This window comes from Streptomyces aureoversilis, assembly GCF_042657885.1.
Classification (GTDB): Bacteria; Actinomycetota; Actinomycetes; order Streptomycetales; family Streptomycetaceae; genus Streptomyces; species Streptomyces aureoversilis.
In genome coordinates this window covers 177,295-202,624 of the sequence record NZ_JBHSKJ010000002.1, presented here as the reverse complement: position 1 = coordinate 202,624, position 25,330 = coordinate 177,295, and the positions used below count along the sequence as shown (strand labels likewise).

Below are 25,330 nucleotides of genomic sequence, written 5' to 3'. Positions count from 1 at the left end.
CCGTGCCGCCGGCCGTTCCCGGCGGCAGCTTCACCCCTCAGGACGCGTGCGTCTCTGGCGGGGGTTGCCGGACATGAAGGAAATCCGGGGAAAAACCGGGAAATCACAGGTTCCGTCGCACCGGGGCGTGCGGTCGTGTGCGTTCCGGTGCGCGGCCGATCCCGGCCGGTGCCGGGGCCCGTTCCGGCTGGGACCGGAGCCCCCTGCCCCGGGCGGGGCCGGCGCCGTCAGGCCGTGGCGAAGGAGTAGAAGCGCTTGAGCGTGCAGTGCTCGTCCAGCAGCCGCCCGTAGATCGGCTCGCCTTCCAGCTCGCGGTAGGTCTCGATGGGGTCGCCTTTTATGATCAGCGCCCGTGCGCACTCCACGCACCAGTACTGGAAGGCGGAGTTGAGCGGTTCCATGTCCCGGACGATCGGCGTGCCGCTGCCGCACCAGTCGCACTTCCGGCTGTGAGCACCCATGGGTCAGCCGTTCCCTCCCCTTCGGCCCGTCCTCCGCTCCCGACGACCGGATTCTGCCACGGGAATGTGCCGGTAAAGCAAACGATCCCGTCTCCGGTGACGGAGACGGGATCGTTTCGAACTGTGGAGCTAAGGAGAATTGAACTCCTGACCTCCTGCATGCCATGCAGGCGCTCTACCAACTGAGCTATAGCCCCGCTGTTCTCAGGTCTTCCGGCGTTTCCCCCGGCGTTCCCCGCGAACAAGAAGAACTTTAGCCTGCCACCTGCCCGGATGTGAAATCCGGGCCCGGGGCACCCCGGGGGCGCTCAGTCGTCGTCGCCGAGCACCGCCTCGGGGAGCGTCCCCGCGTTGTGCTCCAGCAGGCGCCAGCCGCGCGCGCCCTCGCCCAGCACCGACCAGCAGCAGTTGGTGAGGCCGCCCAGCGCCTCCCAGGAGCGGGACTCCAGCTGGAGCAGCCGGCCGATGGTGGTGCGGATGGTGCCGCCGTGGCTGACGACGACGAGCGTGCCGTTCTCCGGCAGCTTCGCGGCCTGCTCCAGGACGACCGGGGCGGCCCGGTCGGCGACCTCGGTCTCCAGCTCGCCGCCGCCGCGCCGGACGGGCTCGCCGCGCTTCCACGCCGCGTACTCCTCGCCGTGCCGCTCGATGATCTCGTCGTGCGTGAGGCCCTGCCACACGCCCGCGTACGTCTCGCGCAGCTCGGCGTGGGTGGTGACCTCAAGGCCCGTGACGGCGGCGAGCTCCGCCGCCGTGGCCGTGGCCCGGCTGAGGTCCGAGGCGATGATCACGTCCGGCCGGAGTCCGGCCAGCAGCCGGGCGGCCCGGCGCGCCTGCGCCACGCCGGTCCCGGTCAGCTCGATGTCCGTGGAGCCCTGGAAGCGCCGCTCCAGGTTCCAGGCGGTCTGGCCGTGCCGCCACAGGACGATGCGGCGGCCCGGGCCACCGCTCTTGGCGCCGCTCAGCTCAGCTCACCGTCCACGCCGTCGGAGCCGGCCTCCGCGGCCTGCGCGCGGGAGTGCTCCTCGCCCTTGCCGCGGGTGGCGACGGCGTCGGCGGGCAGCTCGATCTCCGGGCAGTCCTTCCACAGCCGCTCCAGGGCGTAGTAGACGCGCTCCTCGCTGTGCTGCACGTGGATGACGATGTCGACGTAGTCGAGCAGCACCCAGCGGGCGTCGCGGTCGCCCTCACGGCGCACCGGCTTGGCGCCGAGCTCCTTGGCGAGGTGCTCCTCGATCTCGTCGACGATCGACTTGACCTGGCGGTCGTTGGGAGCCGAGGCCAGCAGGAAGGCGTCGGTGATCGACAGTACGTCGCTGACGTCGTACGCGATGATGTCGTGCGCGAGCTTGTCGGCGGCCGCCTGGGCGGCGGCCTTGATGAGCTCGATGGAGCGGTCCGTGGCGGTCACAAGCCATGCTTTCGTCGAAGAGGATTCGGGTACCCATCAAGGGTCTCACGACCCACCGGCGACCCTCCTGGCCATTACGGCCGGCCTCCGGGCGGCCACCGGCCCCCGCGCCCGCCGCTTCGGCGCTCCTGTGACCGCCCGCCCCTCAGCCCTTGTAGTCCTTGCCCAGGACCACGGTGACGTCGGCCGTCGTCGCGTCCTTCGCCTGCTTCACCGCGCCCGCCGGCAGCCCCAGCGTCTTGGCGACCTCCCTGGCCTCCGCCGCCCGCTTCTCGTCCGCGTAGAGCACTGCCGAGGCCGTCGCCGCGGATCCCGCCGTGCCGCCGTCGATCACGCTGTAGCCGCTGTTGACCAGCGTGATCTGGGCGGAGGTGGCGGCCCCCTTGCCGCCTGTGGCGTTCTTCACGCTCACCCGGGGCGTCGCGTTCCGGTCGCTGTTCTTCACCGTGCCGCCCAGGACCTCCTTGACGACGCCCCCGGTGGCCTTCTCGCCGAGGGTGCCGTCCTTCTCCACGGGCAGCAGCGCGGTGGCGTACGAGCCCTTCCGGGCCAGCGCGGCCATGTGGGCCAGGGAGGCGCCCAGCTGCTCGGTGGAGAGCGAGGGGTCGGGGATCTGCGCGAGCGACTCCACGGTGCGCGTGGCCGAGGCGCTGTCGTCCGGCATCTTCTTCAGCACCGCCTGCATGACCTGACCGAACCGGGCGAGCTGCTTGCCCTCGTCCTCCCCGGGCCCGCGGTGGGTGGCGTAGGCGACGGCCGTGCGGCCGCTCAGGCTCTGCGCGGTGCCGCGCCGGACGAGCGGGCTGTCGCCGGGCTTCTCGCCGGGGACGTCGGTGTCGGTGTCCGCCTCGATGCCGCCGACGAGCTCGACCAGGTTCTCCAGGTAGGGGGTGTCCAGCCGCCAGCTGCCCTTGATGTCGGAGCCCAGCAGCGTGTTCAGGGCGTCGCGGGTGGCCCCGGTGCCGTCGTCCTGCACGGACTTGCCGAGCGTGGTGGAGCCGGCGCCGCCCTCCTTGGCGACGGCCAGGGTGTTCGGCAGCAGGACGGTGGTGGCCTTCTTGGTGGTCTCGTTGTCGACCAGCAGGGCGGTGGAGGAGCCGCCGCCGCGGGTCTGCCGCAGATGGACGACGATCACGTCGCGCTTCTGCCCCCCGCCGGTCGCGGCCGCGCCCTTCTTGCCGTCCGAGCCGGTGAGGAACAGGTAGCCCGCCGCACCGCCCAGCGCGAGGACGAGCACCACGACGATGGCGACGATCCGGTTGCGGCCCTTGCGCTTGCGCTCGTCGCGCCGCTCGGTGCGGCTCTCGCTGAACTTGAGCCAGTCGATGACGTCCTCGGAGTCCTCGTCGGGCTCCTCGATGAACGAGAACTGCTCGGTGCGGTAGTCCGCTGCCGCGGTGGGGACGGGCACCTTGCCGGGTGCCTGCCGACCGGCCGGTGGCGCCTGAGGCTCCGCCTCGTAGGCCCCCGCCTCGTGGGGCCGCGCCCCGGGGGTCTGCGCTTGCCGCTCCCGGGCGCCGGGCTCCTCAGCGTACGGCGGGCCCGCCTGCCGCGGGATCCACTCCTGCTGCTGGGCCTGCTGCTGCGGGGGCTGCTGCGCAGGCACGCCGTACGGGTCGTGGCCGCCCCCCGTGCCGTAGCCGTCGTACCCGCCGTAGCCGCCGCCCCCGTGGCCGGCCTCCTGAGGGGAGAAGGAGTGCTGCTGCACCGGTTGACCGTACGGGTCGTAGACCCGCTCGGGCGCGTCCGGGTGGTACACCGGCTGCCCGTAGGCGTCGTAGCCGTACACCTGCGGCTGATGTGCGTACGGGTCCTGTCGGTCGTTCACCGGTTCCCCTCAGTGCCCCTCGGTTCCGTGCCGCTCAGCGCCGGTAGAGCTTGCGCTTGTTGATGTAGCGCACCACGCCGTCGGGGACCAGATACCAGACCGGGTCGCCCTGCGCCACGCGGGCGCGGCAGTCGGAGGAGGAGATGGCGAGGGCCGGCACCTCGACGAGGGAGACGCCGCCCTCCGGCAGCCCCGGATTGGCCAGTATGTGGCCGGGCCGGGTCACGCCGATGAAGTGGGCCAGGGAGAACAGCTCCTCCGTGTCCCGCCAGGTCAGGATCTGGGACAGCGCGTCGGCGCCGGTGATGAAGAACAGGTCCGAGTCGTCGTTGAGCGCGGCGAGCTCACGGAGCGTGTCCGTGGTGTACGTCGGCCCGCCGCGGTCGATGTCGATCCTGCTGACCGAGAACTGCGGGTTCGATGCCGTGGCGATCACCGTCATCAGATAGCGGTCCTCGGCCGGGGACACCTCCCGGTGGCTCTTCTGCCACGGCTGCCCGGTCGGTACGAAGACCACCTCGTCCAGGTGGAAACGCGCTGCCACCTCGCTCGCGGCGACCAGGTGGCCGTGGTGGATCGGGTCGAAGGTCCCGCCCATCACGCCGAGTCGCCGCTTCACGGGCCCTGTCTGCTCTCCCATGCGTGCAGACCCTACTGGGCGCGGCGGAGCGCCGGACCCGCAGGGACCGGCTCGCTCAGCGGTCGCGGTTGAAGCGCGTGGTGACCCACAGCAGGAGCAGCAGGATGACCAGGGCGGCGCCACCGGTCATGTAGGGGCTGATGCTGGGGTGCGTGTCGACGTGCTCGCCCTCGGAGGCGAGGGTGGCGAGGGCGGTGTGCGCTGAGGCGAAGGCAGTCATCGTCGGCAGGACCAATCCGGGACGGTAGCGGGCAGAGATTTCTGCCACATCGTATGCGGGGGCCGCGGCCGGGCTCACCCCGACTCCGCGCTTGTGGCGCGCGTCGGGGGCGCGGCGCCGGGCTCGCGTCAGTCCTTCTTGTAGCCGCGCAGCAGGAACCAGGCCAGGAAGACGATGCCGACGACACCGACGATGAGCACGGTGCGGAGGACGACGCCCGGGCCCGTGTCGTCCTTGGAGACGGCGAGGAGCTCGGTCACGCCCGGCTGGGCGGCAAGTGCATGCAGATGGGGCATGTCTCCACGGTAGCCCTGTCGGCGGCAGCGCCTAGGGTGGGGTCCGGAAGGTGCATACGCCGCCGAGGGGGTCCCGATGAGTGACAGCAGCAACGGCAGCAACGGCCACGCGCCCGGGGAGCGGCTACCGGGGCGGCAGCGCAAGCGCTTCCCCGGCATCTCCTCGCGCGCCTACGAGCACCCGGCGGACCGTTCCGCCCTGGTGGCGCTGCGCAAGCTGAGCGGCTTCGACACGGTCTTCAAGGCGCTGAGCGCGCTGCTGCCCGAGCGCAGCCTGCGCCTGCTGTTCCTGTCCGACTCGGTGCGCGTCGGCGAGCAGCAGTTCCAGCACCTGCACACGATGCTCCTGGACGCCTGCTACCTCCTGGACCTGCCGAAGGTCCCGCCGATGTACGTCACCCAGGACCCGCAGCCCAACGCCATGTGCATCGGCCTGGACGAGCCCGTCATCGTCGTGACGACGGGCCTGGTCGAGCTGCTGGACGAGGAGGAGATGCGGGCGGTCGTCGGCCACGAGGTGGGACACGCCCTGTCCGGGCACGCCGTCTACCGCACGATCCTGCTGTTCCTGACGAACTTCGCGGTCAAGGTGGCCTGGATCCCGCTGGGCAACGTCGCGATCATGGCGATCGTGACGGCCCTGCGCGAGTGGTTCCGCAAGTCGGAGCTGTCCGCGGACCGGGCGGGCCTGCTGGTCGGGCAGGACGCCCGGGCGTCGATGCGCGGCCTGATGAAGATCGCCGGCGGCAATCACCTGCACGAGATGAACGTGGACGCCTTCCTCGCCCAGGCCGAGGAGTACGAGGCCGGCGGGGACCTGCGCGACTCCGTCCTGAAGATCATGAACATGCTGCCGCGCAGCCACCCGTTCACGACCGTGCGGGCCGCGGAGCTGAAGAAGTGGTCCGAGAGCCGGGACTTCCAGCGGATCATGGACGGGCACTACCCGCGGCGCGAGGAGGACAAGGACACGTCGGTGACGGACTCCCTCCGGGAGTCCGCGAACCACTACGCGGAGTCGGTGCGGTCCAGCAAGGATCCGCTGATGGGGCTGGTGCGGGACATCGCCGGCGGAGCGGGGGACCTGGGCGGTCGGCTCAAGGACGTCTTCACCGGGCGCCCGGCGGGCCCGGGAGGCCCGGCGAAGGACTCCCCGAAGGAGGGCCCCGGAGGCCCCTCGGAGGGCGGCGGGAAGGCCTAGCGGCCCGGCGGTGCCGGCTGGGCGCTTGCCGCCAGGGAGCCGCACACCGCGGCGGTCGCCGACCCCGTGGCGTACGGGTCCGTGTCGCCCGGCACGGATCCGTCCGGCTGCTGGCCGGCCAGCAGCGGCCGCAGGTAGACCTCGTCGTCGGCCGAGCAGGACTCGGGCCCGGCCTGGACGTAGCTCTGCACGACGATCAGGTGGTGCTCCTGCAGCCCTTCCCGGTCGAAGCGGAACTTCATCGCCCGCCGCACGGTGAACAGCGACGACTTGTCCGCGTTCACGCTGCGGTCGGCCGCCTCCTTCGCCGGGCGCAGGGCGTAGACGAAGGTGTGGTCGGACGAGACCTCCAGCGTGGCCGGCCCGCTCTCGGTGATCGAGAAGACGCCGCGGGTGCGCACGGGGGTGTCGACGAGGGCCACCTGGGCGGGGTCGAAGCGCACGAGCCAGCCGGTGGCCGCGTGCCGCCCGTCGTCCGCGGGGCGGTCGAAGCTGCGGTCGAACTGGTCGAGCTGGGCGGGGTCCAGCAGCAGCCGGACGCTCCGCTGGGCGCCGCCGGTGAGCACGGCCGGGTCGAGCGCCGACTTCACCGTGTACTCCTTGGCGGCGGCGAGGGCCGCCATCACCTGGCTCTCGGAGAAGTGCTGGGTGCTGCGCGCGGCGGGCAGGTTGACGCCTTCGGCACCCAGCCGGAACTGCGCGGAGGGGCTGTGGTCGAACAGCTCCTGCGCGCTGCCGCCGGGCACCGGGTCGTGCGGCGCGAGCGGGACGAGCGTGGCCCGCATGGGCTCGGCGGCCGGCACGACCGGGTCCTTGTAGGGATGGCGCAATCCCATGTAGACGGCCGTGCCGAAGGCCAGGGCTATGAGGATCACCAGGACGATCACCTGGCGTGAGGTGCTGACCCGGGACCACAGGTGGCGGTTACGGACCGCGAGCGCGTGGTCACCCATGCGCTCGCTGGCGGAGAGCTCCTGGAGCCGGGCAGCGCGCACGAACGATTCGTCGAAGACGACGGATCGGTATTCGTCGTCCCCACCTGCCGGGACACCCTCGGGCGTGCCCTCAGGTGGGTCTCCAGGCCCGTCCATACATCAAGAGTAGGTCTGCCGGGGCTTCGGTAAACGCCCTGGTACACGACAAGTTCCGAAGAAAATCTGCCTGCCGGGGCCACGCACATATGTGCTGGTCACAGCCGTTGCGGGGGGTGAGCCCGTGGCCCCGGGCCGGTGGTTCCCGGCGTCCTTCAGGGCCGGGGCACCGCCGAGGCCACCGGAGGCTCGGAATCCGCCGATACGGAGGGCAGCGGGCCCGGCCGGGCCCCCGCCGGGGCGTCCACCCCGCTGGTCGCGGGCGGCGGATCGGAGCTCGGCCGATTGCCCGAGGAAGCGCTGCGGTAGACGGCGGCGAAGGCGAGGGCCACCACGCCTATGCCCATCACCACGGCGAGCACCCAGGCCACCGGGCGGTGCCAGCGGGCATGGCCCCGGTAGGGCCGCCGGAGGCCGCCGTGGCGGCCGTACGGCCCGTAGGCGTCGTCGGGGTCGAGGTCGTGGCTGAGGGTGGGCCAGGTGCCCGCACGGCCCGGGTGGTACCCGGGCGCGGCGCCGCCGAAGCCGTCCTCGTAGTCGTCGTAGGGATCGTCGTCGGCGGAGGCGCCGCCGGACCGGGAGCGCTGAGCGGACTGCGAGGTCTCGCTCTCGGCGCGGGCCCGGTCGGCGGCGAGCATCCGCTCGACCGCGGAGGGCTCGTGGATCCTGGCGGACCGCACGAATTCCTCGTCGAAGACCACGGAGGCGAAGGGATCGTCCCCGCTGCGGTAGCTGTCGGGCTCCTCGCCGTCCGGGAACGGCTGGCCCCCCACGTCGTCCGGCACTCGTCCAGCGTAGCCCCGGAAGGGTCAATCCGTGCGGCCCGTAGGGGAATTCAGCTCGCGGGAAGCCCGCCGCCGCGCACGTGGCCGTCGCCCGTGACGATGTACTTCGTCGAGGTCAGCTCGGGCAGGCCCATCGGACCGCGCGCGTGGAGCTTCTGCGTGGAGATGCCGATCTCGGCGCCGAAGCCGAACTGGCTGCCGTCCGTGAACCGCGTCGAGGCGTTGACCGCGACGGTCGTCGAGTCCACGAGCTGGGTGAAGCGGCGGGCGGCGGCCTGCGAGGTGGTGACGATGGCCTCGGTGTGGCCGGAGGACCACAGCCGGATGTGACGGACGGCGGCGTCCAGGTCGTCCACGACCGCCGCGGCGATGTCGTACGACAGGTACTCGGTCTCCCAGTCCTCGACGGTCGCCGGCACCACGGTGGCCGGGCTGCCCTCGGCCAGCGCGAGGACGCGCTCGCAGCCGTGCACCGTCACCCCGGCCTCCGCCAGGGCGGCGAGCGCCTTCGGCAGGAACTCCTGCGCGATGTCCTGGTGGACGAGGAGGGTCTCCGCCGCGTTGCACACGCTCACGCGCTGCGCCTTGGAGTTGACGAGGATCTCGACGGCCATGTCCAGGTCCGCCTGCGCGTCCACGTACACGTGGCAGTTGCCGGTGCCCGTCTCGATCACCGGGACCGTGGACTCCTCGACGACGGTGCGGATCAGGGAGGCGCCGCCGCGCGGGATCAGCACGTCGACCATGCCGCGGGCGCGCATCAGCTCCCGCACCGAGTCGCGGCTCTCGCCCGGCACCAGCTGCACGGCGTCGGCCGGCAGACCCGCACCGCCCACGGCGTCGCGGACGACGCGCACGAGCGCGGTGTTGGAGGCGTACGCGGAGGACGAGCCCCGCAGCAGGACGGCGTTGCCGGACTTCAGGCACAGGGCGGCCGCGTCGACGGTCACGTTGGGCCGGGCCTCGTAGATGATCCCGACGACGCCGAGCGGCACCCGGACCTGGCGCAGGTCGATGCCGTTGGGGAGGGTGGAGCCGCGCACGACCTCGCCCACCGGGTCGGGCAGGGCCACGACGTCGCGGACGTCCTTGGCGATGGCCCGCACCCGCTCCGGGGTCAGGGTCAGCCGGTCGACGACGCTCTCGCTCGTACCGGCGGCACGGGCCTTGGCCACGTCCTCGGCGTTGGCCTCGACGATCTCCTTCGTCCGCACCTCGAGGGCGTCGGCGATCGCCAGCAGCGCCTCGTCCTTCACCGAGCGCGGCAGTGGCGCCAGCTCCGCGGCGGCGGCGCGGGCGCGGTAGGCGGCGCGCAGCACCGGGGACTGCGGCATCGGGTCGGCGAGGGGGGAGGGGAAAACGCTGCTCATGGCTGGAAGCCTAGCCGCGCGCGCCGCCTCGGCGGCGGGCATTCCGGACTGTGGACGGCCGGTCCGGCTCGTGGACGGTCCCCCGCACGGCGTGCCCGCCCCCGGTTCAGAACGGGTGCACCCCCACCGGTGTGGCCGGCAGGGGGCCGTAGCCCTCCGCGATGCGCTGGTGGTAGGTCTCCCGGTCGATGACCTCCAGGCCCACGATCTCCCACGGCGGGAGCCGGGCCGTCGAGCGGTGCTCGCCCCACAGCCGGAGCGCGACCGCCGCGGCGTCGTGCAGGTCGCGCGCCTCCTCCCAGTAGCGGATCTCGGCGTGGTCGTGGGCGTAGCGGCTGGTCAGCAGGAAGGGGTGGTCGTGGGCGAGCTGCTCCAGCGCCCGCCGGACCTCGGCGAGCGGCGCCTCGGCGCCCGAGACGCTCAGGGTGATGTGCCACAGCCGGGACACTTCCACCGGATCGTTCCCGCCCCCGCCCCCGATGCTGGTCAGCGTGCGCGGCTCCCCCACGGCCCCGCGGGCCTGGGCGGAGGAGCCCACAGCCGTGGCTGGAGGCGTGCCTCCAGCGCGGGGCAGCGCCCCTGGGCGCCCTCGTCTCACCGGCGGCCTCCTGTTGCTCGCTGCTCCGCGTGCGTGCGGCGGAGCGGTGGTGCGCGGGAACCCGCCTGCCCGGAACGGCGCCCCGCATGTGCCTCGCATCAAAGTTGACCAGTCTGCGGGCGGCTGCGTGGCGTTTTTACGGAAAGGCCCCATGGAAAGGCTGGACTTACCACACTCTGTCGTCACCCTGTCGCGCCGTGTTCGACGCCCGTCAGCGGCGCAGCACGACTCGGCGACGCAGCACGACTCAGCCGCGCAGCACGACGAGGTCGTCGCGGTGCACGACCTCGCGCTCGTACTCGGGCCCGAGCTCCCGGGCCAGGTCGCGGGTGGAGCGGCCCAGCAGCTGGGGGATCTCCCCGGCGTCGAAGGCCACCAGCCCGCGCGCGACGGCCCGGCCCGCGGAATCGCGCAGCTCGACCGGATCACCGGCGCTGAATTCGCCCTCGACCCCGGCGATGCCGGCGGGCAGCAGCGAGCCGTTGCCGTCGACCACGGCCCGCACGGCCCCGTCGTCGAGCGTCAGGGCGCCCCGCGGCGCGGAGGCGTGGGCGAGCCACAGCAGGCGGTCGGCGGAGCGCCGCCCGGTGCGGTGGAAGAACGTGCCGATGGGGCGGCCCGCGAGGGCGTCCGCCGCCCGGCTGGCCGCGGTCAGCACGACCGGGATGCCGGCGGCGGCCGCGATCCGGGCCGCGTCGACCTTGGTGACCATGCCGCCGGTGCCGACGCCGGCCTTGCCCGCGCTGCCGATCGAGATGCCCTCCAGGTCCTTCGGCCCGGTGACCTCGGCGATCCGCGAGGTGCCCGGCGTGCTGGGGTCGCCGTCGTAGAGGCCGTCCACGTCGGAGAGGAGCACCAGCAGGTCGGCCCGGACGAGGTGGGCCACGAGGGCGGCCAGCCGGTCGTTGTCGCCGAAGCGGATCTCGTCCGTGGCCACCGTGTCGTTCTCGTTGACCACCGGCACCGCGCCCATGGCCAGCAGCTGGTCCAGCGTCCGGCGGGCGTTGCGGTAGTGCGCGCGGCGGCTGGTGTCGTCCGTCGTGAGCAGCACCTGGCCCACGCGCCGGCCGTAACGGGCGAACGACGCCGTGTAACGGGCCACGAGGAGGCCCTGGCCCACGCTCGCGGCGGCCTGCTGGCGCGCCAGGTCGCGCGGGCGGCGGTCGAGGCCCAGCGGGGCCAGGCCGGCTGCGATCGCGCCGGAGGAGACCAGCACGACCTCCTTCTCGCCGGTGGTCTTGGCGAGCGTGTCGACCAGCGCGTCAACGCGGTCGGCGTCCAGCCCCCCGCCCGCGGTGGTGAGCGAGGAGGACCCCACCTTGACCACGATCCTGCGGGCGCCCGCCACCGCCGCCTCACGGGCCCCTTGCTGCTCCCCTGCCCCAGTCACTGCACACACCTCAGGTGATTCGCCGGTCGCCCGCCTCTTCCGGGCTGCCTCAGGCCCGCAAATCTACCGTCTGGGATTGTGGTCGTTCGGCCCTGTTTTGCGATGATTGCCGTCACGGAAGATTGCTCGTGGACCAGCCCGCGTCATACGGTCGGTAGTCGACCGTTGCCCAGGCACGGTTCCCCCACGCCCACAGTCCCCCTAGTCCGCCTGCCAGGAGCCCTCCCAGTGCCTTCTGCCGGAACAGCCTCCCGACGCGCCGTCCAGGCCGCGGCGCTCCTCGCGATGCTGGTGTTCTTCGCCACGCAGCTCGTCGGCGCGCTGCTGCCCGACGTGGCGCTGCTGATCGCCGCCTCCGCGGCGGGGCTCGCCCTCGATCTCTACCTGCAGCACCGCGACCCCGGTCTCGTCGCCGTCCTCGGCAAGGTCCGCTTCGACGTCATGGTCCGGCAGCTGCTGCGCGACATGCTGATCCTCCTCGGGCTCCTGCGGCTCCAGGGCGACGGCTCGCTGCGCGGATACGCCCCCGTCTTCGTCGGGCTCGTCCTCTTCTACGCCGCGCACCTCGCCTGCCAGGCCACCGCGATCATGGTCCGCCGCAGCCGCACGCTGCCCTTCGTGACCCGCAACATCGACACCTCCGGCCTGAGCCTGACCGCCGCCCCGCCGCGCCTGCTGGCCCGCCAGCACGGCCGCCGGCTGCTGCGCTTCGCGATCCCGGCCACCGCGGGCCTGCTGGTCACCGTCGGCACCGAGAAGCCCCTGTGGGGCATGCTCGGCGTCGGCCTGGCCCTTCTGCTCGCGGCCGGCGGCACCGTCCACCTCGCGGGCTGGCTGCGGCCGAAGAAGCGCATCGCCAACGAGCAGCGCGCCCTGGAGTGGCTCGACCGCTGGCTGGCCGACTACAACCCCACCGCCGGCATGTACTTCTCGGGCGGCACCACCTCGGCCTACCAGGCCAACATGTGGCTCTCCACCCTCGCCGCGCTCGACGGCAACCCCGTGATCGTGCTCCGCGAGCGCTTCATGGTGCAGAAGATCGAGGCCACCGACGTGCCGATCATCTGCATCCCCAAGGTCGTCCACCTGATGGCCCTGGAGAAGTCCTCGCTGAAGATGATGATCCACCCGGCGAACTCCGGTAAGACCTCGCAGGTCCTGCGGATGCCGTCGATCAAGCACGCCTTCATCAACCACGGCGAGAGCGACAAGCTCTCCAGCTGCAACCCCTACTCCAAGGCGTACGACGAGATCTGGGTCGCCGGCCCCGCCGCCCGCGAGCGCTACCAGCTCGCCGACATCGGCGTCGACGACCGCGACGTGGTCGAGGTCGGCCGCCCGCAGCTGGCCCCGATCCGGCCGTACACGGGCGCGCCCGCGCGCGAGCTGACGACCGTGCTCTACGCCCCCACCTGGGAGGGCTGGGACGGCAACCCCGGCAACACCTCGGTGATGCTCGCCGGCGAGAACATCGTCCGCGCGCTCCTCGCCGACCCCAAGGTGCGCCTGCTCTACAAGCCGCACCCGATGACCGGCTCCGTCGACCCGCGCGCGGGCCGCGCCAACGAGCGCATCCAGGCCATGATCCGCGAGGCCAACGCCGCCCGGAACGGCGCCCGTCCGGGCCCGGAGACCGCCGCCGAGCTGGAGCGCCGCACGGCCGAGCTGGACCGCCTCACCACCAGCACCTTCCGTGACAGCGCGGACGAGATCGAGCGGATGATGCTGCAGGGCACGCCCGAGCCGGGCCGCGCCGCGACCGTCGAGGCCGCCACCACCGCCTGGGAGAGCGCCTACTGGGCCTCCCTGCCGGAGTGGGAGCACCAGATCATCACCACCGCCCGCCCGGCGCTCTTCAGCTGCTTCAACGAGGCGGACGTCCTGATCAGCGACGTGTCGAGCGTCGTCTCGGACTACCTGATCAGCGAGAAGCCGTACGCCGTCGCGAACACCAGCGGCATGACCGAGGAGGAGTTCCGCACGAACTTCCCGACCGTCAGCGCGGCGACCATCCTCACCCCGGAGGCCGGCGAGGTCGCGGGGCTGCTCGCGGCCGTCCGCGACCCCCGCCTGGACGGCCTCGCCGAGGCCCGCGCCGAGCTCAAGGTCCAGCTGCTCGGCCCGTCCGACCCGCCGTCGCTCGTCCGCTTCAACGCGGCCGCGCTCGCGCTCGCCGCCGAGGCCGACGCCCGGCGCGCGCGGATGGAGGCTCGCGCCTCCGAGATTCCGACGCAGCGCGAGGCGGATACGGCTGCGGCGGTGTAAGACTGCGTCAGCATGACGAAGGCCCCGGGAGGTTCCTCCCGGGGCCTTCGTCATGCCCCGTCAGGGGCGCGGGGAACTGCGCGAGCAACCACAGCCGGCCCGCAGCCGACGGAGCGTGCGGCCTCCGGCCCTACGGCACGGCGCAATTGAGACAGCACGCTGTGCCAGTCGGGCGGCTGCGGGCCGCCTTCGGCTGGTCGCGCAGTTCCTCGCGCCCCTGAAGGGGCGTGTGCCACACGCCAGCTGGGCGGCTGCGGGCCGGTGGTCGCGCCCACGCGGCGGAGCCGCAGAATGACGCTGCCCCGCGCCCCTTGCGGGGCGCAGGTACCCGTTAGAACGGGTTGAACTCGTCGTACTCGCGGTCCGCCTCGTCCCGCTCCGCGTCACGGTCACGGCGCCGCTGCGCCGCCGGCCGCGGGGCCTCCAGGCGGTGGTCCTCGCCGCGGCGGCCCAGCATCTCCGCACCGGCGGCCATCGACGGCTCCCAGTCGAAGACGACGGCGTCGTCCTCGGAGCCGATGGCGACGCCGTCGCCCGCGCGGGCACCGGCCTTCATCAGCTCGTCCTCGACACCGAGGCGGTTGAGGCGGTCGGCCAGGTAGCCGACGGCCTCGTCGTTGTTGAAGTCGGTCTGGCGCACCCAGCGCTCCGGCTTCTCGCCGCGCACGCGGTAGAGGCCGTCCTCCTCCAGGGTGACGGTGAAGCCCGCGTCGTCGACGGCCTTCGGCCGGATGACGATACGGGTCGCCTCCTGCTTCGGCTTGGCGGCGCGCGCCTCGGCGACGATGCCGGCCAGCGCGAAGGACAGCTCCTTCAGGCCCTGCCGGGAGACGGCGGAGACCTCGAAGATGCGGTAGCCGCGGGCCTCCAGGTCGGGGCGGATCATGTCCGCGAGGTCCTGGCCGTCGGGGATGTCGACCTTGTTGAGGACGACGATGCGCGGCCGGTCCTCCAGGCCGCCGTACTCCCGCAGCTCCGCCTCGATGACGTCGAGGTCGGTCAGCGGGTCGCGCTCGGACTCCAGGGTCGCGGTGTCCAGCACGTGCACGAGCACCGAGCAGCGCTCGACGTGGCGCAGGAACTCCAGGCCGAGGCCCTTGCCCTGGCTGGCGCCGGGGATCAGACCGGGCACGTCGGCGATGGTGTAGACGGTCGCACCGGCCGTGACCACGCCCAGGTTCGGGACGAGCGTGGTGAAGGGGTAGTCGGCGATCTTCGGCTTGGCCGCGGAGAGCACCGAGATCAGCGAGGACTTGCCGGCGCTCGGGAAGCCGACGAGGGCCACGTCGGCGACGGTCTTGAGCTCCAGGACGACGTCGCCGGTCTGGCCGGGCTCGCCCAGCAGCGCGAAGCCGGGCGCCTTGCGGCGGGCGGAGGCCAGCGCGGCGTTGCCGAGGCCGCCGCGGCCGCCCTGGGCGGCGATGTAGGTGGTGCCCTCGCCGACGAGGTCGGCCAGGACGTTGCCCTTGCCGTCGAGGACGACGGTGCCGTCCGGGACGGGCAGGACCAGGTCGGAACCGTCCTTGCCGGAGCGGTTGCCGCCCTCGCCGGGCTTGCCGTTGGTGGCCTTGCGGTGGGGGCTGTGGTGGTACTCGAGCAGGGTCGTGACCGACTGGTCCACGACCAGGATCACGTCGCCGCCACGGCCGCCGTTGCCACCGTCCGGGCCGCCGAGCGGCTTGAACTTCTCACGGTGTACGGAGGCGCAGCCGTGGCCTCCGTTACCCGCGGCGACGTGCAGCTCGACGCGGTCCACGAAGGTGGTCATAGCGGTGTGCCTCCTGGGGGTCCCCCGGCCGGAGGCTGGGAGAAGTACGGAATTGTCTCTGTTGTAACGCAGCGAGGGCGGCCCCACTTCCCGGCAGGGAAGGGAGGTCCGCCCTCGCTTATCGCTCTACGGTGCGGCTGATCCGAAAGATCAGGCAGCCGGAACGATGTTGACGACCTTGCGGCCGCGGTGGGTGCCGAACTGCACCGCACCGGCCTCAAGCGCGAACAGCGTGTCGTCGCCACCGCGACCGACACCGGCGCCCGGGTGGAAGTGGGTGCCACGCTGGCGGACCAGGATCTCACCGGCGTTGACGAGCTGACCGCCGAAGCGCTTCACGCCGAGCCGCTGAGCGTTGGAGTCGCGACCGTTCCGGGTGGACGATGCGCCCTTCTTGTGTGCCATGTCTTCTCAGTCCCTTACTTCGCAGCCGTGGGGATGCCGGTGATCTTCACCGCGGTGTACTGCTGGCGGTGACCGATGCGCTTGCGGTAACCGGTCTTGTTCTTGTACTTCAGGATGTCGATCTTGGCACCCTTGTGGTGGTCGACGATCTCGGCCGAGACCTTGATGCCGGCCAGGACCCACGGGTCGCTGGTGACGTTCTCGCCGTCGACGACGAGCAGCGTCGAGAGCTCGACCGCGTCGCCCACCTTGCCGGTGGAAATCTTGTCAACCTCGACGATGTCGCCGACAGCAACCTTGTGCTGGCGACCACCGCTACGCACGATTGCGTACACGCGGATCTCACTCTCTCGCTAGTAAAGGAACCTCTGATGCCAGCCGCTCGCACGGGCCGGGCCCGTGACTGTCCGAGTGGACGAGCGGCCTCTCCCGGCGGGGCCGGAAGGTGTTTGCTCAGTGGCGTGGTGCCGTAACAGACACCGACCGTCAAGATTACGTGCCCTTGACGAACGGGTCAAACCGGCCCCTTGACGGGGAGCCGGTCACCGTCGTGCAACCACGGCCTGGCTGCACGACGGCGGTGCCGGGCCCGGTCCGGGCCCGGCACTGCGCCACTCAGTCCTCCGAGGAGGACACCGCTTCCGCGGCCGCCTTCTTCGTCGCCCGCTTGGCCGGGGCCTTCTTGGCCGCCGTCTTCGTGGCGGCCTTCTTGGCCGTGGCCTTCTTCGCGGTCGTCGTCTTCTTGGCCGCCGTCTTCTTGGCGGCGGCCTTCTTCGCCGGCGCCTTCTTGGCGGTGGCCTTCTTCGCGGCCGTCTTGCGGGCGGGCTTCTCGGCGGGGGCCGCGGCCTCCGCCTCGCCGACGCCCTCGGCGCCCTCGGCGGCCGGCTCCGCGGCCGGGGTCTCCACCGGCGCGGGCTCCGGCTCCGCGGCCGGGGCCACGGACGGGACGACCAGGACGGCGGCCTCGGTGTCCGACGGGGAGCCCGCGGGCGCGGAGGCCCGGCGGCGCGGCCGGGCGGGCGCGGCCGGGGCCGCCTCCGCCACGGGCTCCGCCACCGGCTCGGCGACGGCCTCGGCGGCCTCGGCCTTCGGCTCCGCGACCGGCTCGGCGACGGCCTCCGGGGCGGCGGCCTGCGGCGCAGGCGCCTCCACGACGACCTCGGGCTCCGCCTCGGCGGCCCGCGGCGCACCCGCCGGAGCCGACGCCTTACGGGTCGCCCTGCGGCGCGTACGGCCACGCTTGGAGGAGGAAGCCGCAGCCTCCGCTTCCGCGGCGCTGCCGAACCACTCCTCGTCACCACCGACCGACGGCTGCAGCTGCGCCTCCGTGACGGCCACCGGCTCCAGCTCGGGCGCCTCGTCGGCCGGCTCGACGGCGGCGGCCGCGGGGGCCTCCACGATCGAGGGGGCCTCCTCGGCGGCCGGAGCGGCCTCGTGCACGTGCTCGTGCTCGGGCGCGGCACCCGCGCCCTTGCCCTTCTTCTTGCCGCGCTTGCCGCCACCGCCGCCGCCGACGGACGCCGGCTGGTCCATGTGGACGATCACGCCGCGGCCGTTGCAGTGCACGCAGCCCTCGGAGAAGGACTCCAGCAGGCCCTGGCCCACCCGCTTGCGGGTCATCTGGACCAGACCCAGCGACGTCACCTCGGCGACCTGGTGCTTCGTACGGTCCCGGCCCAGGCACTCCAGCAGGCGCCGCAGCACCAGGTCCCGGTTGGACTCCAGCACCATGTCGATGAAGTCGATCACGATGATGCCGCCGAGGTCGCGCAGCCGCAGCTGGCGCACGATCTCCTCGGCCGCCTCCAGGTTGTTCCTGGTGACCGTCTCCTCCAGGTTGCCGCCCTGGCCGGTGAACTTGCCGGTGTTGACGTCGACGACGACCATCGCCTCGGTCCGGTCGATCACCAGCGAACCGCCGCTCGGCAGCCAGACCTTGCGGTCCAGCGCCTTCATCAGCTGCTCGTCGATCCGGTACGTGGCGAAGACGTCGACGTCCGACGTCCACTTCTGCAGCCGGTCGGCCAGGTCGGGCGCGACGTGCGAGACGTAGCCGTGGATGGTCTCCCAGGCCTGGTCACCGCTGACGATGACCTTGGAGAAGTCCTCGTTGAAGATGTCGCGGACGACGCGGACGGTCATGTCCGGCTCGCCGTAGAGCAGGCTCGGCGAGCTCGTCGAGATCTGCTTCGCCTTCTTCTGGATCTCTTCCCACTGCGCCTGCAGACGCTCGACGTCGCGGCGCAGCTCGTCCTCGCTCGCGCCCTCGGCGGCGGTGCGCACGATCACGCCCGCGTCCTCGGGGACGATCTTCTTGAGGATGGTCTTCAGACGCGCGCGCTCGGTGTCGGGCAGCTTGCGGCTGATGCCGGTCATCGAACCCTCGGGCACGTACACGAGGTAGCGGCCCGGGAGGGAGACCTGGCTGGTCAGACGCGCGCCCTTGTGGCCGATCGGGTCCTTGGTGACCTGGACGAGCACGGACTGGCCGGACTTCAGCGCGGTCTCGATGCGGCGCGGGCCGTTGCCCATGCCGAGCGCCTCGAAGTTGACCTCGCCGGCGTAGAGGACGGCGTTGCGGCCCTTGCCGATGTCGACGAAGGCGGCCTCCATCGACGGCAGCACGTTCTGGACCTTGCCCAGGTAGACGTTGCCGACGTAGCTGGTGGCCTGCTCCTTGTTGACGAAGTGCTCGACGAGGACGTTGTCCTCCAGCACGCCGATCTGGGTGCGCTCGCCGCTCTGGCGGACGACCATCACCCGCTCGACGGCCTCGCGGCGGGCCAGGAACTCGGCCTCCGTGATGATCGGCACGCGGCGGCGGCCCTGCTCGCGGCCCTCGCGGCGGCGCTGCTTCTTCGCCTCCATGCGGGTCGAGCCCTTGATGGACTGCACCTCGTCGAAGCCGGTGCCCGGCTCGCGCTCCTCGCGCTTGCGCGGCTCGCGGACCTTGACGACCGTGCGCTCGGGCTCGTCCGCACCCGGCTCGGTGTCGATGGCCTCACCGCTGCGGCGGCGACGGCGACGGCGGCGACGGCTGCTGGAGCTGCCCTCGGCCTCCTCGCCCTCCTCGGCCTCCTCCTCGCGGGCCTCGGCCTCCTCGGCCTCGGCGGCCTGCTCGTCCTCGAGCTCGCCCTCGGCGTCCGCGGCCTCGCCACGGCGACGGCGACGGCCACCCCGGCGACGGCGGCGCGACGGGCGCTCGCCCTGCTCCTCGTCCTCGGCGGCGGCCTCGGCGGCCTCCTCGGGCTCGGCCTCCGGCTCCTCCTCGGCAGCGGCGGCGGCCGGGGCCTCCACCTGCTCGGCCTCGGCGGGCTCGCCGCGGCGGCGGCGACGGCGGCGGCCGGCGGGCTGCGCCTCGACGACGCGCTCCTCCACGACCTCGGCCTCGGGCTGCTCCTCCTCGGCGGCCGCGGCGGCGGCAGCAGCGGCGGTCTCCGGGGTCTGGAACATCGGCTCGGTGAAGACGGGCGCCTGGAAGACGGCCGTCGGGGGGCGCACGGCGCGGCGGCGGCCACGCGCGGGGGCGGCGGGCTCAGCGGCCGGTGCGGCCTCGGCCTCGCGGGCGCGGCTCGCCTCCTTGGCGGCCTCAAGGGCCGCGGCGGCCTGCTCGGCGTCACCGGCGGCGACACGACGGCGCGACCGCGTACGGGCCGGAGCCGGCTCGGCGGCGGCCTCGGCGGGCTGCTCGGCCTCGGCGGCCGTGGCGGGGGCGGTGGCACGGCGGCGCGTGCGGCGGCCACGGGGCTCGGCGGCGGGGGCCTGCTCCTCGGGCGCGGCGGCGGCCTCGGCCTCGGCGGGCTCGGTCACCTGCTCGGCGGCCTGCGGGGCACCCGCCGGAGCGGTCGCCTTGCGCACGGCACGGCGGCGCGTACGGGCCGGGGCGGCCGGGGCCTCCTGCGGCTCCTCGGCCACGGGCTCGGCGACCGGCGCGGACGGCTCCACGACGGCCTCGGCGGCCTCCGGCGCACCGGCCGGAGCGGAGGCACGGCGCGTGGCACGGCGACGCGGGCGGGCCGGGGCAGCGCCCTCGGCGGCCTCAGGGGCGGCCTCGGCGACCGGAGCCTCCACGGTCTCGGCGACGACCGGCTCGGCGGCCTCGGCAGCCTGCGGCGCACCGGCCGGAGCGGAAGCACGGCGCGTGGCACGGCGGCGCGGACGCGCGGGGGCAGCGGCCTCGGCGGCCTCAGGAGCGGCCTCGGCGACCGGAGCGGCGGCCGGAGCCTCGACGGGCTCGGCGGCCTCGTCGGCCTTCGGGGCACCGGCGGGTGCAGTGGCCTTGCGGGTGGCGCGGCGGCGCGGGCGGGCGGGGGCGGCAGGGGCCTGCAGCTCCTCGGCCACCTCCTCGGCCTCTTCCTCCACGGCGGCGGCGACGGCCGGCTCGACCGGCTCGACGACGGCCGCGGCGCCCTTGGGCGAACCCGCCGGGGCGGTGGCCTTACGGGTGGCGCGGCGGCGCGTACGGGGAGCGGGCTCGGCCGCGGGCTCCTCGGTGGGCTCGGCGGTCGGCTCGACCGGCTGCGGGGACTCGGCCACCTCGGGGGCGGTCGCCACGGCGGGCTCGGCGGCCTTCGGGGCACCGGAGGGCGCAGCGGCCTTGCGGGTGGCGCGGCGGCGCGGGCGGGCGGGCGTCGAAGGAGCGGCCGGGGCCTCGGCCTCCGGCGTCGCAGGGGCCTCCGCCGCGGGTGCGGCGGCGGCTTCGGGGGCCTCGGAAGAGGCGGTGGCCGCGGCCGGCGGGCCCGCGGGGCGGGAAGCCGCACGGCGGCGGCGACGTGCCGGCAGCGTGTCGCTGGGGCTGTTGTTGTCCTCGGTCCCGGCGGAGCCGGGCTCGGTGGGCTCAATGGATTCGAGCATGCGGGCGGTTCTCCCGTCACGCTCCCGGGCGCCGCGCCGGTTCCGGCCCGCCGGCCCGCGTGATGTGCGCGGTACCGCCGTCCGGGGCGCGGTCGCCGCACGGGAGCTGTCGTCTCGCTCGCCGGGTCCGATGCTCATCGGCACCGGCGAAAGTCTCCTGGTCAGTGCGCCTGCCGCACCGGGTGGCTCCCTGGTGTCCGGCGGCGCTTCGACGGCCGTCCTTACGCGGAACCTTCCGGCACCTGCGCATCGCCTGCGGGGCTCGGCCCGGCGGCCGTGGTGGGGAAGGCCGGGGCGGCTTCGCGGTCAAGCGCGAGCGGGTCGGTCACCGTGCCGGACTCCTCATCGAGCAGCCCCTGCGCCAGCCTGGTCACCGCAGCGGGGACCGGCGGCGCCAGGTCGGCCGTAGCGCGGAGACCGGACAGGACGTCGTCGGGTCGAACGGCGGGTGTGGCATGCCGAACAACCAGCCGCAGTATCGCACAGGGACCGTCGCCGGGCCTATCGGCCGCGGCGTCCCGCGCTTCGAGCCGGATCACGGCGCCACGGGCGTCGAAGGTCCGCAACCCGTTTTTGGTGCGGCGCTGGACGTCCACCTGCTCGGCCGCCATGAACGCCGCGACGGCGCCCTCGGCGTCCGCGGCCTCGACGCCGTCCAGCCGCAGCTCCCATACGGAGGCCTCCAGCCGGTCGGCGAAGGAGGACGTACGGGCCTCCACGGCGTCCGTGATGTCCAGCCCGTCCGGCAGCGACTCGTCGAGCAGCTTGCGCAGCTGCTCCACGTCGCGGACCTCGGCGAGCTGGATCTCCAGGTACTCGGCCTCACTGCCCGTGCCGGTGGGTGCGGCATTGGCGTACGACACCTTGGGGTGCGGGGTGAAGCCCGCCGAGTACGCCATGGGCACCTCGGCGCGCCGCAGGGCGCGCTCGAAGGCGCGCTGGAAGTCACGGTGGCTGGTGAACCGGAGGCGGCCGCGCTTGGTGTAGCGCAGGCGAATGCGCTGCACCGCGGGAGCGGGCGGGGGGCCTTCGGGCTGTCGCTTGCCCAGTGGTCTGATTCCTTCGTGAGTGCGGTCGTACTGCTACCTAGAGTACGTGCAGCGGGGGCCCTGCCAACCCGGCAGGGCCCCCGCTCGAACAAACGTCCTTACTTGACGACGGAGAGCGGAAGCAGCTTCTTGCCCGTCGGGCCGATCTGGATGGACGTGTCCATCTGCGGGCACACGCCGCAGTCGAAGCACGGCGTCCAGCGGCAGTCCTCGACCTCGGTCTCGTCCAGCGCGTCCTGCCAGTCCTCCCAGAGCCAGTCCTTGTCCAGACCGGAGTCCAGGTGGTCCCAGGGCAGGACCTCCTCGTAGGTGCGCTCGCGCGTCGTGTACCAGGCGACGTCGACGCCCTGCTCGGGCAGCGTCCGCTCGGCGCACTTCATCCAGCGGTCGTACGAGAAGTGCTCGCGCCAGCCGTCGAAACGGCCGCCGTCCTCGTAGACCGCACGGATGACGGCGCCGACCCGCCGGTCACCGCGCGAGAGCAGGCCCTCGATGATGCCGGGCTTGCCGTCGTGGTAGCGGAAACCGATCGAACGGCCGTACTTCTTGTCGCCGCGGATCTTGTCGCGCAGCTTCTCCAGGCGGGCGTCCGTCTCCTCCGCGGAGAGCTGCGGGGCCCACTGGAACGGGGTGTGCGGCTTGGGCACGAAGCCGCCGATGGAGACGGTGCAGCGGATGTCGTTGGAGCCGGAGACCTCGCGGCCCTTGGCGATCACGTTGACCGCCATGTCGCCGATCTGCAGCACGTCCTCGTCGGTCTCGGTCGGCAGGCCGCACATGAAGTACAGCTTCACCTGGCGCCAGCCGTTGCCGTACGCCGTGGCGACGGTACGGATCAGGTCCTCTTCCGAGACCATCTTGTTGATGACCTTGCGCATGCGCTCGGAGCCGCCCTCGGGGGCGAACGTCAGACCGGAGCGGCGGCCGTTGCGCGTCAGCTCGTTGGCGAGGTCGACGTTGAAGGCGTCCACGCGGGTGGAGGGGAGGGACAGACCGATCTTGTCCTCCTCGTACCGGTCCGCCAGGCCCTTCGCGATGTCACCGATCTCGGTGTGGTCGGCGGAGGACAGCGACAGGAGGCCGACCTCCTCGAAGCCGGTCGCCTTGAGGCCCTTGTCCACCATCTCGCCGATGCCGGTGATGCTCCGCTCCCGCACGGGGCGCGTGATCATGCCGGCCTGGCAGAAGCGGCAGCCGCGGGTGCAGCCGCGGAAGATCTCGACGGACATGCGCTCGTGCACCGTCTCCGCGAGCGGCACGAGCGGCTGCTTCGGGTACGGCCACTCGTCCAGGTCCATGACGGTGTGCTTGGACACGCGCCACGGCACGCCGGACTTGTTGGGCACGACGCGGCCGATGCGGCCGTCCGGCAGGTACTCGACGTCGTAGAACGCCGGGACGTACACCCCGCCCGTCCTCGCGAGGCGGAACAGCACCTCCTCGCGGCCACCGGGGCGGCCCTCGGCCTTCCAGGCCCGGATGATCTCGGTCATCTCCAGGACGGCCTGCTCGCCGTCGCCGATGACCGCGCAGTCGATGAAGTCCGCGATCGGCTCGGGGTTGAAGGCGGCGTGACCACCCGCCAGCACGATCGGGTCGTCGATCGTGCGGTCCTTGGACTCCAGCGGGATGCCCGCCAGGTCGAGCGCGGTGAGCATGTTGGTGTAACCGAGCTCGGTGGAGAAGCTCAGGCCGAAGACGTCGAACGCCTTGACCGGCCGGTGGCTGTCCACGGTGAACTGCGGCACCTTGTGCTCGCGCATGAGCTCCTCGAGGTCCGGCCACACGCTGTACGTGCGCTCGGCGAGGACGCCCTCGCGCTCGTTGAGGACCTCGTAAAGGATCATGACGCCCTGGTTGGGCAGACCGACCTCGTAGGCGTCCGGGTACATCAGGCACCAGCGGACGTCCGCGCTCTCCCACGGCTTGACCGTGGAGTTGAGCTCTCCACCGACGTACTGGATGGGCTTCTGCACATGCGGGAGCAGGGCTTCGAGCTGTGGGAAGACCGATTCGGCAGTCATCTGGGGGGACCTTCGTGAGCTGGCAAGGGGCGACTCTCAAGCGTAACGTGCCGCGAATCGCCCCTTGCACGCGATCTTGACTACCGGGTCACGCCCCCAGGTCCGCCCGGTACCGCTTGCGGGACGCCTTCGCCCACACCTCCGGCAGTTCCCTCTCGTCGTCGGCCGCCTGCTGTTCCTCCCGGCCGTACAGCAGTCCCAGGGTGAACGTGCTCTCCCCCGCCGCGTGCGCCTCGGCCGCCAGGGTGCGCAGGGCCGTGCGGGTCATGACGCTGTCCTGGTGGTCGCCGAGGAGCGTCTGGACGTCCTTCATCCGGGACCTGAAGCGCTTGGCGGGCTTGCCGAGCGCGGGCATCGCGGCCTCGGCGGCGTAGCGGGCCCGCTTGGCGGCCTTGCGGGCGTCGTGGAGAGCGGTGTCGCGCTCCGGGCCGCGGTCCGTGGCGAGGGCGTGCTCGACGCGGCCGGCCAGGCGCTCGTAGTCGTGCAGGACGGCCCCGGCCAGGACCTCCGGCGCCGGGAGCGCGGCGGCCCGGCGCAGGGGCGGGTCGGCGAGGAGGGCGTCGAGCGCGTCGAGGAGGGTGAGGTAGCGGTCGCTGCCGAGGAGGGCGGCGAGGCGCTTGCGCGTGCTCTGGGCGCGGCCGGCGGCGTAGATCCGCAGCCGGGCGCGGACGGGCCCGAGGACGAGCGTGCCCGGCAGCACGCCCAGGGCGTCCTTCAGCCGCTCGGCGACGACCTCGCGGTCCCGGTCGGCGCCGAGCTCCTCGGCGAGCCACTTCAGCTCCGCGCCCAGCGGGTCGGTGACCTTCCGGTCCAGGACGTCGCGGTACGTGCGGAAGGCGCTGCGCAGCCGGCGGGTGGCGACGCGCATCTGGTGGACGGAGTCCTCGGCGTCGCGGCGGACGGCGGTGTCGTAGGCGAGGAGGGCGTCGCTCTGGCGGCGGACGTAGGCGAGGACGTGGTCCCCGGCGGTGACGGGTTCTCGGTCGCCCTTCTTACGGGGCTTCTTCGTCTCCTTCTCCCCCGCCTTCTTCCCGTCCCCCGTTTCCTGCAGCGCCCTCGCCAGCTTCGACGGCGCGTCGGAGGGGCGCAGGCCCTTCTCCAGGAGGCACTCCTCGACGGTGTCGAGGAACGCGGGGTCGGTGCCGCTGCCGAGTTCCACCTCGAACTCGGTCCAGCGGGCGCTGCGGCCGCCGTCGCCGATCCGGTCGGCCCGGACCTCGTCGGCGCTGGCCTCGGCGAGGAGCGTGCCCTGCGGGCCGAGCAGGCGGCTGACCTCGCGGCGCGAGCGGATGCGGACGAGGGGGACGAGCCCGGCGCGCCGGATGCGGGCCCGGACGAGGGAGACGAGGGCGCGCGGCACGTCCGGCGAGAGGGGCGCCCGGATCTCGTCCCGCACCCCGGGAGCGACGGGCAGTTTGAGGTGCCAGCCCTCGTCGGAGCCGCCGGTGCGGCGGCGCAGGGTGATGCCGGCCGCGGCGAGGCGCCGGTCGGCGGTGTCGTAGTAGACGGCGTCGAGTTCGTGCGTGCCTTCGTCGGTGACGGTCGCGACGCCCGCGACACGGCTCAGGTCGGGCAGGGAGGCCGCTGCCGCCGGGCTGCCGGCTTCGTACTTCCGCTCGATCTCACGCACAGTGTCCGCCATGGTGCCGAATCTAGTGCGCGCCCGCCCCGGAG

Annotated in this window: 21 protein-coding genes and 1 tRNA gene; 2 read left to right on the top strand and 20 right to left on the bottom strand. The window is 73.0% G+C overall.

From position 1 onward, the window contains the following. Nucleotides 1–227: 227 nt before the first annotated feature. The 8 genes from ACFPP6_RS03735 to ACFPP6_RS03700 form a co-directional block, all read right to left on the bottom strand. Nucleotides 228–461, bottom strand: coding sequence for a hypothetical protein (locus tag ACFPP6_RS03735; RefSeq protein WP_058044482.1), 234 nt, complete (start codon nucleotides 459–461; stop codon nucleotides 228–230). 124 nt (nucleotides 462–585) lie between these two features. Then, a tRNA-Ala gene (locus tag ACFPP6_RS03730) sits at nucleotides 586–658 on the bottom strand. A 111-nt stretch (nucleotides 659–769) separates the two neighbouring features. Next, nucleotides 770–1,426, bottom strand: coding sequence for a histidine phosphatase family protein (locus ACFPP6_RS03725; protein ID WP_382037703.1), 657 nt, complete (start codon nucleotides 1,424–1,426; stop codon nucleotides 770–772). Next, nucleotides 1,423–1,872, bottom strand: a complete 450-nt coding sequence (gene rsfS, locus ACFPP6_RS03720) for a ribosome silencing factor (protein ID WP_382037158.1) — start codon at nucleotides 1,870–1,872, stop codon at nucleotides 1,423–1,425. Before rsfS ends, ACFPP6_RS03725 begins: the two co-directional genes overlap by 4 nt. Nucleotides 1,873–2,017: 145 nt before the next feature. Next, complete coding sequence (locus ACFPP6_RS03715) at nucleotides 2,018–3,700, bottom strand: LCP family protein (protein ID WP_382037155.1); 1,683 nt, start codon at nucleotides 3,698–3,700, stop codon at nucleotides 2,018–2,020. Between the two features lie 34 nt (nucleotides 3,701–3,734). Next, nucleotides 3,735–4,340, bottom strand: coding sequence for a nicotinate-nucleotide adenylyltransferase (nadD, locus tag ACFPP6_RS03710; protein WP_179080859.1), 606 nt, complete (start codon nucleotides 4,338–4,340; stop codon nucleotides 3,735–3,737). Between the two features lie 55 nt (nucleotides 4,341–4,395). Next, nucleotides 4,396–4,560, bottom strand: coding sequence for a hypothetical protein (locus tag ACFPP6_RS03705; RefSeq protein ID WP_173864780.1), 165 nt, complete (start codon nucleotides 4,558–4,560; stop codon nucleotides 4,396–4,398). A 128-nt stretch (nucleotides 4,561–4,688) separates the two neighbouring features. Continuing rightward, nucleotides 4,689–4,856: a hypothetical protein gene (locus tag ACFPP6_RS03700; RefSeq protein WP_382037151.1), complete on the bottom strand. Its 168-nt coding sequence runs from the start codon at nucleotides 4,854–4,856 to the stop codon at nucleotides 4,689–4,691. A 76-nt stretch (nucleotides 4,857–4,932) separates the two neighbouring features. Here ACFPP6_RS03700 and ACFPP6_RS03695 point away from each other — a divergent pair, with 76 nt between their 5' ends. Beyond that, nucleotides 4,933–6,057 (top strand): M48 family metallopeptidase, encoded by a 1,125-nt coding sequence (locus ACFPP6_RS03695; protein ID WP_382037149.1) that lies wholly within the window; start codon nucleotides 4,933–4,935, stop codon nucleotides 6,055–6,057. Here the strand turns inward: ACFPP6_RS03695 and ACFPP6_RS03690 are convergent. The 5 genes from ACFPP6_RS03690 to proB form a co-directional block, all read right to left on the bottom strand. Continuing rightward, entirely contained in the window at nucleotides 6,054–7,148 is a 1,095-nt protein-coding gene (locus tag ACFPP6_RS03690; protein WP_382037145.1) for an SCO2583 family membrane protein, read from the bottom strand. The genes ACFPP6_RS03695 and ACFPP6_RS03690 overlap by 4 nt on opposite strands. 155 nt (nucleotides 7,149–7,303) lie before the next feature. After that, entirely contained in the window at nucleotides 7,304–7,933 is a 630-nt protein-coding gene (locus ACFPP6_RS03685) for an SCO2584 family spore wall biosynthesis protein (RefSeq protein WP_382037143.1), read from the bottom strand. Nucleotides 7,934–7,983: 50 nt separating this feature from the next. Then, nucleotides 7,984–9,303, bottom strand: a complete 1,320-nt coding sequence (locus ACFPP6_RS03680) for a glutamate-5-semialdehyde dehydrogenase (RefSeq protein ID WP_382037140.1) — start codon at nucleotides 9,301–9,303, stop codon at nucleotides 7,984–7,986. 106 nt (nucleotides 9,304–9,409) lie between these two features. Continuing rightward, nucleotides 9,410–9,901 (bottom strand): hypothetical protein, encoded by a 492-nt coding sequence (locus tag ACFPP6_RS03675; RefSeq protein WP_382037138.1) that lies wholly within the window; start codon nucleotides 9,899–9,901, stop codon nucleotides 9,410–9,412. Between the two features lie 247 nt (nucleotides 9,902–10,148). Further along, nucleotides 10,149–11,249, bottom strand: coding sequence for a glutamate 5-kinase (proB, locus tag ACFPP6_RS03670; RefSeq protein WP_382037701.1), 1,101 nt, complete (start codon nucleotides 11,247–11,249; stop codon nucleotides 10,149–10,151). Between the two features lie 270 nt (nucleotides 11,250–11,519). On the opposite strand from proB, the gene ACFPP6_RS03665 reads away from it, so the two are divergent. After that, a complete protein-coding gene (locus ACFPP6_RS03665) occupies nucleotides 11,520–13,556 on the top strand; it encodes a hypothetical protein (RefSeq protein ID WP_382037135.1) in 2,037 nt (678 codons plus the stop codon). A gap of 331 nt (nucleotides 13,557–13,887) precedes the next feature. On the opposite strand, the gene obgE is transcribed toward ACFPP6_RS03665, so the two are convergent. The 7 genes from obgE to ACFPP6_RS03630 all read right to left on the bottom strand — a co-directional run bounded on the left by obgE (nucleotide 13,888) and on the right by ACFPP6_RS03630 (nucleotide 25,298). Next, the gene (gene obgE / locus ACFPP6_RS03660) at nucleotides 13,888–15,324 is read right to left on the bottom strand and encodes a GTPase ObgE (protein WP_382037133.1); all 1,437 of its coding nucleotides are present in this window, start codon (nucleotides 15,322–15,324) and stop codon (nucleotides 13,888–13,890) included. A gap of 150 nt (nucleotides 15,325–15,474) precedes the next feature. Continuing rightward, entirely contained in the window at nucleotides 15,475–15,729 is a 255-nt protein-coding gene (gene rpmA / locus ACFPP6_RS03655) for a 50S ribosomal protein L27 (RefSeq protein ID WP_030366504.1), read from the bottom strand. 14 nt (nucleotides 15,730–15,743) lie between these two features. Then, complete coding sequence (gene rplU / locus ACFPP6_RS03650) at nucleotides 15,744–16,064, bottom strand: 50S ribosomal protein L21 (RefSeq protein ID WP_030366503.1); 321 nt, start codon at nucleotides 16,062–16,064, stop codon at nucleotides 15,744–15,746. A 280-nt stretch (nucleotides 16,065–16,344) separates the two neighbouring features. Beyond that, on the bottom strand, nucleotides 16,345–20,583 hold the full coding sequence (locus tag ACFPP6_RS03645; protein ID WP_382037129.1) for an Rne/Rng family ribonuclease: 4,239 nt from the start codon (nucleotides 20,581–20,583) through the stop codon (nucleotides 16,345–16,347). A gap of 221 nt (nucleotides 20,584–20,804) precedes the next feature. After that, entirely contained in the window at nucleotides 20,805–21,590 is a 786-nt protein-coding gene (locus ACFPP6_RS03640; RefSeq protein WP_382037126.1) for a TIGR03936 family radical SAM-associated protein, read from the bottom strand. Nucleotides 21,591–21,730: 140 nt separating this feature from the next. Then, nucleotides 21,731–23,656, bottom strand: coding sequence for a TIGR03960 family B12-binding radical SAM protein (locus ACFPP6_RS03635; RefSeq protein WP_382037123.1), 1,926 nt, complete (start codon nucleotides 23,654–23,656; stop codon nucleotides 21,731–21,733). A gap of 88 nt (nucleotides 23,657–23,744) precedes the next feature. Next, entirely contained in the window at nucleotides 23,745–25,298 is a 1,554-nt protein-coding gene (locus ACFPP6_RS03630) for a CYTH and CHAD domain-containing protein (RefSeq protein ID WP_382037120.1), read from the bottom strand. Nucleotides 25,299–25,330: the final 32 nt, after the last annotated feature.